Annotated in this window: 1 protein-coding gene; it reads right to left on the bottom strand. The window is 62.2% G+C overall.

What is annotated here, in order from left to right; all coding sequences use genetic code 11:
* Positions 1–19 precede the first annotated feature (19 nt).
* Positions 20–648, bottom strand: a 629-nt coding sequence (locus QZL67_RS08820) for a hypothetical protein (protein WP_292920182.1), incomplete at its 5' end; no start/stop codon positions are given.

Below are 648 nucleotides of genomic sequence, written 5' to 3'. Positions count from 1 at the left end.
CGGGCTGCTTATTATATGGTCATTCCTGCGGGGCGGTATCCGGCAGGCTGTAGTGTTCTTCCCAATAGGCGGCACTGGACTCCGAATAGCTCCACTCCGCCTCATCGGCGGCGGAGGCAGCAGGTAAATCCATGCCCTCCTCCCAGAGCAAAACGGCGTCCTCGCCCTGGCCGTACCAGACCCGGGTGATCTCTGCGTCCATTCCATGAATCCGGGCCCAAGCGCCGGCTTCCTCCAGATCCAGATACCGGTCGGAATCCGCCAGGGAGGGACTCTGCCGCTTTTCCGTATACAACGCCCGGCTGGGTACATAGTACATGTTGCCCACTCCGTCGACTTCCTCAAATTCAAATTGCAAAAGCCGCAGATTCCGGTCATCGTCGATCTTGAAGTGATACAAAATCCGTCCGTCGGAGAGCTGCCGCACATCTGTAATCTCGATCTTCTCCGGGTCCACGGGAAAGACGTACAGCTGCGTAGCCGCCGCCCAGAGTCCTGCCAGCACCGCGCATACCGCCGCGGCGATGAGGGCCCCTTTCCACCAGGCCCGCCGTTTTCCCTTCTCCCAGGTTCGGGAGAGAGACCGGACCGCCGCCGCGTCGTCCGGCTGGGTGGGCCTCTCCTCCGGCAGCGGCGCGTCCATGGCCG

The organism is Oscillibacter sp. CAG:155, assembly GCA_000436875.1.
Taxonomy (GTDB): domain Bacteria; phylum Bacillota; class Clostridia; order Oscillospirales; family Oscillospiraceae; genus Oscillibacter.
The sequence above is the reverse complement of the archived record's forward strand: the minus strand, read 5'-3'. Positions and strand labels throughout refer to the sequence as shown.